The sequence below is a fragment of the Pseudoalteromonas sp. OANN1 genome (assembly GCF_024124685.1).
Taxonomy (GTDB): domain Bacteria; phylum Pseudomonadota; class Gammaproteobacteria; order Enterobacterales; family Alteromonadaceae; genus Pseudoalteromonas; species Pseudoalteromonas piscicida.
This window is the reverse complement of the sequence record NZ_JAMXSE010000036.1, coordinates 41,829-51,652: the sequence shown is the minus strand read 5'-3', so window position 1 is coordinate 51,652 and position 9,824 is coordinate 41,829. Positions and strand designations below refer to the sequence as shown.

Below are 9,824 nucleotides of genomic sequence, written 5' to 3'. Positions count from 1 at the left end.
GCGTCGATGATAGTGTGGATTACCCATGTGAAAGTAGAACATCGCCAGGGCCAAATAAGAGAAACCCGTTGCAGCAATGCGACGGGTTTTTTGCTGTTTGGGGTATAGAAATTTGAGATATAAAAAATCTCGCAAGCTAATCAACACATCGCGAGGTGAACTCGCTCCTACCACAGTATCTGCAAAGTGCAACATGGTGGGAGGTGGTTCACCCGCCGATGGTTTGCAATGAAAATTTCGACCCAAAAATAGTATGGAACACCCATGTATAATAAAACCCGTTGCAGCAATGCGGCGGGTTTTATGTTGTTTGGGATATAGAAACCTCACGAGGTGAAATCGCTCCCACCATCAGATACATAGTACTGTGGGAGTCTCTCTTCTTCACGCATCCATGCTGTTCATTTCCTAAGTTGCTAAACTGCGGTTCTGAACTTGATTATGAAAAGACGACAGTTTTATTGCCGTTAATGAAAAGCTTATGCTCGCAGGCTAATTGTAACGCGTTACAAAATACTGTTTTTTCAATGTCTCTACCGATTTTTGCCATTTCTTCAGCATTTTGAGCATGGCTAACTTGCGTGACATTTTGGGCAATAATAGGCCCTTCATCTAATTCATCATTAACAAAGTGAGCTGTTGCTCCGATAATTTTTACACCACGCTCAAATGCCTGATGGTAAGGTTTTGCACCGATAAAGGCAGGTAAGAATGAGTGGTGAATATTGATAATTTTCCCGTCAAAGCGTGAGACAAATTCCGGTGTTAAGATCCGCATATACTTTGCCAAGCCAACAATATCAGGATCATATTGTTCGATTAAATCGGCCATTGCACTGTCGTGTTCTGCTCTACTCAGCCCTTCATGTGATACTAGATGAAAAGGAATACCAAAGCCTTTAACAAGGGGTTCCAACGTATCATAGTTTGCGATAACTGCTTGTACTTCAATATTGAATGCTTGTTCGTATTGTTTAAGCAACACACCGCCTAAGCAGTGCGCTTCTTTCGTCGCAAGTAGCACTACTTTTGTTCGTTCTTGCCCGTATAGGTTTAACTTGGCGCCAGTTGGTAATGACTGACGAAGTTGTGCCAGAAAGTTATCACTGGGTGTGCCTGTGAGCTCTGTACGCATAAAGAAGCGCTGTCCTTCTTTATCTACAAACTCATTATTGCGCGTGATGTTTAGGTCGTGCTCATGACAAAGGCTAGTGATCTTCGCGATCAGTCCTATGTCATCTTTACACTCTGTTGTTAGTATGTAACTCATTTCCTCATTCCAATTCGTCTAAGCGAACTTTCAGAATACTGCGAATTGGCAGTGAGATAAATGCTTACCGACAAAAAACTTTGCGATTGCTATCGTATTCAACAGCTGTCTGTGTGCTCATCGCCTATGGTTGAGCAGAGCTTTGAGTTTTGCCGGTTTTACTGGCTTAGACAGGTAATGGATCTGCTCACTCTTAGCGGCGACTTTTACTTCTTCATCCCTCACGGCGGTGATTAAAATAGCTGGAACCGTATCTTGCCACACGGTGCGCAGCGATTTGATCAAAGAGATCCCATCACAGTTATCGTTAAGTTGGTAATCCATTAAAATAACATCAGGTGCGGGATTGTGTTTTGCGTAAGCAAGCGCGTCTTCTACTTTGTAAAACAGCTGATAGTGGCAATGCCATTTATCTAGCAAGCTCGCCATGGCTTCTAGATTTTTCGGGTCATCATCAACCGCGATGACATTAAGTTGAGTTTTACTTTGCGGTTTCTGGCTAATATCTTCTTTTACCTGGAGTAAATCCACATTGCCATAGGGTATGTCTATGGCAAAGCGGCTACCTTGATTGACAACTGAATTCACTGAAATTGTGATGGATAAAAGATCGCATAGACGTTTTACAACACCAAGCCCAAGCCCAATACCTTTATTATCACCCGCTTGAATACGATAAAAATCGTTAAATATCTTATTTTGCTCATGGTTTGAAATACCAGGACCGGTATCCCATACTTCAAGCCTCAAACTATGTTTACGGCGTCGACAGGCGATGAGCACTTTGCCACTGTCGGTATATTTAACGGCATTGGAAACCAGATTTTGAATGATCCGGCGTAGGTAAGTGGTGTCGCTGTGCACAATACTGTGGGAGCTTCTCACCTTAAGTTCGAGACCTTTCTCTTTTGAAATGATGGCATACTCATTTGCCAGTGGTAGTAAGATATCGTCAATGTTGAAGTGCCTAGGGGTGGGCTTCATTGCACCTTGCTCTAGTTTTGCAATATCTAAAAGCGCACTCATCAGATGTACGGTAGAGTCTAGGCTATCGGTGAGTTTTTCAAAGTTACCCTGATCTTTACTTATTAAATTGTGGGTATCAATCGCTGCTAAGTATAGGCGTGCGGCATTGAGTGGCTGCAAAATATCATGACTGGCAAGTGCTAAGAAGCGAGTTTTACTCTCATTTGCTTGTTCTGCTTCTTTTTTAGCGGCCATTAGTGCCTGCTCTGTTTCGTGACGATTGGCTATTTCCGCTTTAAGATCCATATTAATGGTGCGGATCTCTTGGGTTCTGGCTTCAATACGGTTCTCTAGATCCATATTGATTTCTTCCAGTGCGTTTTGCGTCGCAATATGCGTGGTGATATCTGAAAAACTCGTCACAAACCCGCCTTCAGGCAGCGGGTTTCCCGTCATCTCAAATACTTGGCCATTACGACGGTGGCGAATAAAGTGGTGAGGGGTGCCATTTTTTAGATGTTGAACTCGTTTATCGACGTGTTTATCAATTTCTCCAGGACCGCACTCACCGCGCTCAGCGTTAAAGCGGATCACTTCCTCTATCGGTTGTCCTACTTCTAAGAAGCCGTCTGGGTAGGCGAACATCTCGTGATAACGCCTGTTCCATGCAACCAGTTTTAGATCTTTATCAACAACCGAAATCCCATGGCTTAGATTTTCTAATGAGGTATAAAGTAGGTTTTGGTTGAACTGTAGTGCTTGTGTGGTTTCATCAAAAAAGTTAACCACCTCTTCAAATGCCATTTGGCGACCCGATGACACGGTACGGATCAGAGCTTGGGCAGATGAAGCACCGAGCACCCCCGTGAGTGCGCGCTCGCAGAATGAGATAAATTCAGGGACTGGGTATGCGTCATTATCTTCTAAAATATTATTTTGAGCATAGTGCCCGAGCAGTTGCTGACTGCGCTGAACGCCCAAGAAGGTTTGTAGCAGTACTTTAAAGTCATACACGGTAGCGCGAACTTGTTTATTCAAGCGTTTGGAGAGTGCAGCCTGATCTTTAGGGTTTACGAATGCCGCGGCCTGAATACGGTCGATTAGGCTCTCTTGTGCACCGATAGAAAAGCTAATATAGCAGCTAATGTTGGCGAGCAGTGCGAGTAAAGTTCCTCGGGTGATAAGGGTCTGGCGCATTTCATAATCAAGTAATCCACCAGCTTCCAGAATTGGAAACATAAGAAATAGCATCCAGCAGATAAAACCTGCGATGAGCCCCGCATACACGCCATACGCATGGCCTTTACGCCAATAAAGTCCACCGACAATCGCAGGCAATAGCTGAGTTACCAATGAGAAGGCAACTAACCCCATATTCGCGAGAGCTTCACCATGACCAAACCATTGCTGGTACATATATGAAAGTAATAAGATTGCGGCGATAACAAAGCGTCGAACTAAGAGTATTTGACTCTTAAAACTGCTGTTAAGAATGTTCTTCTTAAATTTACGCTTGAACAACAAAGGCAATACCACATCGTTCGATAACATGGTGCTAAGTGTGAGAGTCGCAACCACTATCATAGCGGTTGCCGCTGATAAACCGCCGATAAATACAAATGTAGCGAGGATCGGATGCTCCATCATGATAGGTAAAGCAAGTACGAAACTATCCGGTGCGGCACCATAGCCAATATCGGGGTGGATAGCGGCGGTAGCGATTGGGATGATCATGGCTGCTATCAATAACAGATAAAGTGTAAATGCCCAGCGTGCGGTTTTTAAGTGTGAAGTATTATGGTTATCTACCACTACAACATGAAATTGTCGGGGCAAACAGACGATGGCAGCCGCTGCCATAAGCGTTTGTCCAACGAAGTTGAAGTTAAAGAAGTCAAAAGATTGCCAATGTTCGCTCAATGCTTCAAATGAGTCTGGAACTTGAGCTAAAGATTGCCATGCAAGCACGGCAACAATACCGAGTGCGAGTAGTTTAACGATAGATTCAAAAGCAACGGCCAACATCAACCCTGAGCGATACTCAGTCACATCTACCTTTCTAGTGCCAAAGAAAATCGCAAATAATGCCATGATCAAGGTACCAGCTAATGCGAGTGCAGTGCCAGACACTTGCTCATCCTGCTGTAATAACAAAAAGCTACTACTCAAGGCTTTGAGCTGGAGTGCAATATACGGAATGGTTGCCAATAGGGCTATCATAGTTACCATGACGGCCGTAGTTTGGCGTTTACCGTATCGTGCTGAAATGAAGTCGGCAATGGTGGTGATATTCTGTTTTTTACTAACCAATATGAGTTTGCGTAAAAAACCCTGACCGAACAAAAACAGTAAAATGGGCCCTAAGAGAATAGGGAAGTAATGCCAGCTACTGGTGGCCGCAGTACCTACCGAGCCGTAGTAAGTCCACGAGGTACAATAAATTCCTAAGGAAAAGGCATAAACAAACGGATGATGACTAATTTTGAGTGCGCGGGGGGTGGTTTTATCTCCCCAGTTGGCGAGCCAAAAAAGTACACCAATATAAGCAGCGGCAACAAGGAGTAAAATGGCAGTCATAGTGTTTGTTATAGTTTTTGTTGTTTATACCGTCATACTTTAGCAAACAAATGGTACCCAAAGTCTAGTTTACTGTATAATTTTATTTGAGATTTTAATCTTATTAACAATCAAAGTGTTAGGTTTTTATTTGGTAAGTAGGGGCGTTCATTCACCATTCAAGTTAGACTAATGTCTTACTGTCGTATCTACTCATTGAAAATACATCTTCATTCAACCTGCTTTGACTTATCTTTTTGTTTATAAAGACTTTTTAATTCTTATGAATACTATGCATCTGCAGTTTACGTAAACGTTAATCTGCCGTTACGACTAAGGTCTCAATTTCAACTTATCAAGCCGTTGCTACTCTCATTAAGGTCTATTAACACAACTTGCTCCATGTTGGAGCGGGTGATAGGAGATTTAAAATGGCTTTTAAAAGTGAAGAACAAGCGAAAGCATATTGGTCAGAAAATCTCGCCTTGATGTTTAAGCTACTCGCTATTTGGTTTGTCGTCTCATTTGGATTCGGCATCCTGTTAGTTGATGTGCTCAACGAAGTTCGTTTTTTTGGATTTAAACTCGGATTTTGGTTTTCTCAGCAAGGCGCAATTTATACTTTTGTTGCGTTAATTTTTGTCTACGTTTCAAAAATGAATGCATTAGACAAAAAATACGGCGTGGACGAGTGAGGGGCTAATCGATGGATGTTCAAATTTTAACTTTTATTATCGTCGGCCTTAGTTTTGCGCTCTATATCGGTATCGCTATCTGGGCGAGAGCTGGGTCCACGAATGAATTCTATGTTGCTGGCGGCGGCGTACCTCCTGTTGCTAACGGTATGGCAACTGCAGCAGATTGGATGAGTGCAGCGTCCTTTATTTCAATGGCGGGGATTATTTCCTTCGCTGGTTACGACGGCGGTGTTTACCTTATGGGGTGGACCGGCGGTTATGTATTACTTGCTCTGTGTTTAGCACCTTATTTGCGTAAATTTGGTAAGTTCACGGTACCTGATTTTATCGGTGATCGTTACTATTCTCAGGTTGCACGTGTGGTTGCGATTTTGTGTGCTATCTTCATCTGTTTTACCTATATTGCTGGTCAAATGCGTGGTGTTGGTGTGGTGTTTTCTCGTTTCCTCGAAGTTGATATCGAAACGGGCGTTTACATCGGAATGGTGATTGTATTCTTCTACGCGGTACTTGGCGGTATGAAGGGGATCACTTATACGCAGGTCGCTCAATATTGTGTACTTGTCTTTGCTTATTTAGTTCCTGCTATTTTCATTTCACTGATGATGACAGGCCATTTGCTACCACAAACCGGTTTTGGCGCAACGTTGGCTGATGGTTCGGGCACCTATCTACTCGACAAGCTAGATGGACTTAGTACCGAGCTCGGTTTTGCGCAGTACACCGAAGGCTCTAAGAGTATGGTTGATGTGTTTGCGATTACCGCTGCACTTATGGTTGGTACTGCTGGTCTACCACATGTAATCGTTCGCTTCTTTACCGTTCCTAGAGTAAAAGACACTCGTATTTCAGCCGCTTGGACTTTAGTATTTATCGCAATCGTGTATACAACAGCACCGGCTGTTGCATCGTTCGCTCGTGTGAATATGATCGACACGATTAACGGTAAAGATGGTAGTGGTACGGTTTATGAAGAAGCACCGCAGTGGGTGAAAAACTGGGAAAGAACAGGCCTAATCGTGTTCAACGATAAGAATGGTGATGGCAAAATGCAGTACTCTGCGGGCAAGATTGACGATCCTGCCAGTGCAAACGAGGTGAAGATCGACCGCGATATTATGGTATTAGCAAATCCAGAAATTGCGAATCTACCTGCATGGGTGATTGCATTGGTCGCTGCAGGTGGTATTGCTGCGGCGCTATCGACAACCGCTGGCTTGCTATTGGTTATTTCAACATCGGTATCACATGACTTGCTGAAGCGTACCATTAAGCCGGATATCAACGATAAACAAGAATTGCTGGCTGCGCGTTTAGCTGCGATGGTAGCGATTGGGATCTCAGCATATTTTGGTATAAACCCGCCAGGGTTTGTTGCATCGGTAGTTGCATTTGCCTTCGGATTGGCTGCGGCGAGTTTCTTCCCTGCAATTATCATGGGGATATTTTCTAAGCGCATGAATAAAGAAGGTGCGATTGCCGGCATGGTAACGGGTATAGGCTTCACTGCGGCTTATATTATTTACTTTAAGTTTGTCAGCCCTGAGCTAAATGCGCCTGCAAACTGGTTGTTTGGGATTTCTCCTGAGGGGATCGGTATTGTAGGTATGCTAGTGAACTTCGTTGTAGCTGCACTGGTTATGAAGGTGACTGCGGATACACCTGAAGAAGTCAAAGTGATGGTTGATGGGATCCGTAATCCGAAAGGATCTAGCGCTGCTCACGCACACTAAGCAATGCTAATCGAATTTGCCCAGCCAGCGTGCTGGGCAAATTTGTTTTTGATAGTGCAAAATTGTAGACGATTAAAAGGACAGTTAGGTATGACGCCAGAAATTCAAGATGTCTTTCAGTTTGTTTATAAACAAGCCCCGTTTTCTGAATTGCCCGAAGCGGCTGCCAACTACTTTTCTAAACACATCGAAATTATTTATCTTAGCCAGGCGAATCAACAAGATTGGCTTCAAGATGGCAAGCCAAATCTATATCTGCTGCGCTCTGGTGTGGTTGACCTGATCTCAGCTAAAGACGAAGTCATTGGTCGTATGAGTGAGGGAGACTACTTTGGTTATCCTTCTTTATTAACTGGTGATGCCATTCAAAATCGCATCGAAGTTCAAAAAGATGGTTTGGTCTATATTCTCAATGAGCAGAACTTTGACTTTTTACGTCGAGAATACAAATCGTTTGAACAATACTTTGTTAGAGCACATGCTAACCGACTACTTTCTTCTCGTTATAAACAGCAGAGCGAAACTTGGTCAGAGCGGAAAATATCTGAACTAATGACTAAAGATGCGGTTACTATCGCGCCAACAGCGAGTATTCGTGACGCTGCCAAATTGATGAGCCAGCACCGTGTTTCATCAATTATGGTCACGGAGCAAGCGCGCTTGGTTGGCGTTGTGACGGATAGAGATCTGCGTAATAGAGTTCTAGCGCAAGACAAAGATCCTAGCGCTCCACTTGCTGAGATCATGACGGAAAAGCCAAAGCATATCTTTGAAAACAATCGTGTGTTTTCGGCCCTGCATTTAATGCTTAAGCACAATATTCATCATTTGCCAGTGTTAAATGAAGCATATAAACCACTGGGCATGCTGACCAGCACCGATCTGCTGAGACAGCAAAAAAGTGATCCAGTGCAGCTTATCGGCAGGATCTATAAAGCACAAAACCTTTTGGCTATCAAAAGCTGTGCTCAGGAGATCCCGGATCTATTACGTCAATTTTCCTATCATATCGAAGATATTTCATTGATTGGCAAACTACTAAGCGGCCTCACTGATGCACTAACATCAAGATTAATCTATTTATATCAACAGCAACATGGCGCCGCGCCTTGCCGCTTTGCGTGGATCTGTTTTGGCTCTCAGGCACGGGAAGAGCAGACCTTACATTCAGATCAGGACAATGGTTTATTGCTACCAGACAATATCAGCGAAAACGATAGTCGTTATTTTGCTGCTTTAGGCGCGTTTGTCTGTGAGCAACTCAACGAGTGCGGTATTCAATCTTGCCCGGGAAATATCATGGCTAGTAATATAGATTGCCGTGGCACAGTTGCCCAGTGGACCGCCAAATTTAGCAATTGGATCTTGTCTCCTACGCCAAAAGCGATGCTTAATTGCAAGATCTACTTTGATATGCGTTTTATTGATGGCGCCAGCGATCTCTATGCGACCCTGCGCCAATCTTTGGATCAGATCAGTCGAAACGAGTTGTTTTATGCGGCAATGGCGACAGACATCAACGCAAATTCGGTACCGATCGGGATCTTTCAACAATTTAAGCTGGAAAAAGACAAGAGCAAACATAAGTATTTAGATCTTAAAAAACGTGGGGTTGCTATTATCAACGATGTGGTTAGGTTGTATGCGCTAAAGGTTGGGGTTGCAAGAGCTAACACATTAGAGCGCCTAGAGGCACTGACTAAAAGCCCATTACTGGCCAAGTCGGATATCGACAATTTAAAAGACTGTTGGCGGTTCTTAACACAATTGCGGTTAAAGACTCAAATCAACCGTGAAGGATTACCAGGAAATTGTATTAACCCAGAAAACCTCTCTTCTCTTGAACGGCATCAACTCAAAGAAGCATTTTATTTAGTAAAACAAGCACAGCAGGCGAGTGCGTTTAAGTTTGCTCGAGGGAGTTTATAAGCAATGAACTGGTTTTCTCACTCTATTGCTAAGTGGCGCTATAAACATCTGCCGTTTGCGCAAGCCGAGTTAGTGGTGCTAGACCTTGAACTCACCGGGCTTGACCCTAAGTGCCATGAAATAGTGTCGGCTGGTTGGTTGCCGATTAAACATATGCGGATCCAAGTGAAAGATGCGCAGTATCACTTGAACAGTGAAGTGCGAACGCTTGCACAAAGTCCAGTTTTCCACGGTATTGATAGTAGTCGATTGGCTGAAGGTGAGTCCTTACAAACTTTGTTGCTGGCGCTTCAGCGCGCGCTCCACGGTAAAGTGTTAGTATGTCACAACGTACAGATGGATTGGGCGTTTCTTAAGGCGGCATTTCAGCGCTTTGAGCTAAACGTAAGACCTGCCTTGCTGTTAGATACCATGCAGATAGATAAGCGTCGCGTGTTAAAGCAAGGCTATCCGTTGGCGCAGGATGCATTAACACTAAACGCTTGTAGAATGCGTTATGGTTTACCTCCTCATCAATTGCATGATGCGCTTAGCGATGCTTTAGCGACAGCGGAGCTACTGTTGGCGCAATCTCAGGCCATTTGTGCTGGTGGTAAATGTAAAATTGCGGATTTAACTTGAGTTAAAAAATTGCCCTAGCCCCTTACACATTTCACTCAGGTCGATTACAAT

At 43.7% G+C, this 9,824-nt stretch carries 7 protein-coding genes; 4 read left to right on the top strand and 3 right to left on the bottom strand.

Annotated features, from left to right (window positions below; translation table 11 throughout):
• From NH462_RS22115 to NH462_RS22105, 3 genes are all read right to left on the bottom strand, one after another.
• The coding region (locus NH462_RS22115; RefSeq protein WP_253107763.1) for a hypothetical protein at positions 1-195 on the bottom strand (195 nt) is incomplete at its 3' end.
• Positions 196-439: 244 nt separating this feature from the next.
• Complete coding sequence (gene purU, locus NH462_RS22110; protein WP_010378732.1) at positions 440-1,270, bottom strand: formyltetrahydrofolate deformylase; 831 nt, start codon at positions 1,268-1,270, stop codon at positions 440-442.
• A gap of 117 nt (positions 1,271-1,387) precedes the next feature.
• Complete coding sequence (locus tag NH462_RS22105) at positions 1,388-4,813, bottom strand: PAS-domain containing protein (protein ID WP_253107762.1); 3,426 nt, start codon at positions 4,811-4,813, stop codon at positions 1,388-1,390.
• A 410-nt stretch (positions 4,814-5,223) separates the two neighbouring features.
• Here NH462_RS22105 and NH462_RS22100 point away from each other — a divergent pair, with 410 nt between their 5' ends.
• From NH462_RS22100 to NH462_RS22085, 4 genes are all read left to right on the top strand, one after another.
• Positions 5,224-5,487 (top strand): DUF4212 domain-containing protein, encoded by a 264-nt coding sequence (locus NH462_RS22100; RefSeq protein WP_010607553.1) that lies wholly within the window; start codon positions 5,224-5,226, stop codon positions 5,485-5,487.
• An 11-nt stretch (positions 5,488-5,498) separates the two neighbouring features.
• A complete protein-coding gene (locus tag NH462_RS22095; protein ID WP_010607554.1) occupies positions 5,499-7,223 on the top strand; it encodes a sodium:solute symporter family protein in 1,725 nt (574 codons plus the stop codon).
• Between the two features lie 90 nt (positions 7,224-7,313).
• Positions 7,314-9,152: a DUF294 nucleotidyltransferase-like domain-containing protein gene (locus tag NH462_RS22090; protein WP_253107761.1), complete on the top strand. Its 1,839-nt coding sequence runs from the start codon at positions 7,314-7,316 to the stop codon at positions 9,150-9,152.
• 3 nt (positions 9,153-9,155) lie between these two features.
• Complete coding sequence (locus tag NH462_RS22085; protein WP_253107760.1) at positions 9,156-9,773, top strand: 3'-5' exonuclease; 618 nt, start codon at positions 9,156-9,158, stop codon at positions 9,771-9,773.
• The last annotated feature ends 51 nt before the right edge of the window (positions 9,774-9,824 follow it).

What these genes read in the sequence shown, in the direction of transcription:
- NH462_RS22085 (WP_253107760.1), top strand. Translation starts at nt 9,156, where the DNA reads ATGAACTGGTTTTCTCACTCTATTGCTAAGTGGCGCTATAAACATCTG.
- NH462_RS22100 (WP_010607553.1), top strand. Translation starts at nt 5,224, where the DNA reads ATGGCTTTTAAAAGTGAAGAACAAGCGAAAGCATATTGGTCAGAAAAT.
- NH462_RS22105 (WP_253107762.1), bottom strand. Translation starts at nt 4,813, where the DNA reads ATGACTGCCATTTTACTCCTTGTTGCCGCTGCTTATATTGGTGTACTT.
- NH462_RS22090 (WP_253107761.1), top strand. Translation starts at nt 7,314, where the DNA reads ATGACGCCAGAAATTCAAGATGTCTTTCAGTTTGTTTATAAACAAGCC.
- NH462_RS22095 (WP_010607554.1), top strand. Translation starts at nt 5,499, where the DNA reads ATGGATGTTCAAATTTTAACTTTTATTATCGTCGGCCTTAGTTTTGCG.
- purU (WP_010378732.1), bottom strand. Translation starts at nt 1,270, where the DNA reads ATGAGTTACATACTAACAACAGAGTGTAAAGATGACATAGGACTGATC.